The sequence below is a fragment of the Paenibacillus xylanexedens genome (assembly GCF_007676705.1).
Lineage (GTDB): Bacteria > Bacillota > Bacilli > Paenibacillales > Paenibacillaceae > Paenibacillus > Paenibacillus xylanexedens_C.
This window is the reverse complement of the sequence record NZ_VEBF01000041.1, coordinates 1-421: the sequence shown is the minus strand read 5'-3', so window position 1 is coordinate 421 and position 421 is coordinate 1. Positions and strand designations below refer to the sequence as shown.

Below are 421 nucleotides of genomic sequence, written 5' to 3'. Positions count from 1 at the left end.
TGGGCACTCTAGATAGACTGCCGGTGACAAACCGGAGGAAGGTGGGGATGACGTCAAATCATCATGCCCCTTATGACCTGGGCTACACACGTACTACAATGGCCGGTACAACGGGCTGCGAAATCGCGAGATGGAGCCAATCCCAACAAAGCCGGTCTCAGTTCGGATTGCAGGCTGCAACTCGCCTGCATGAAGTCGGAATTGCTAGTAATCGCGGATCAGCATGCCGCGGTGAATACGTTCCCGGGTCTTGTACACACCGCCCGTCACACCACGAGAGTTTATAACACCCGAAGTCGGTGGGGTAACCGCAAGGAGCCAGCCGCCGAAGGTGGGATAGATGATTGGGGTGAAGTCGTAACAAGGTAGCCGTATCGGAAGGTGCGGCTGGATCACCTCCTTTCTATGGAGAATCGTTTCC

General features: G+C 55.3%; 1 rRNA gene. It reads left to right on the top strand.

Annotated features, from left to right (window positions below):
• Positions 1–403: ribosomal RNA gene (locus FS628_RS30160) — 16S ribosomal RNA — on the top strand; the annotation flags it as partial.
• Positions 404–421 lie beyond the last annotated feature (18 nt).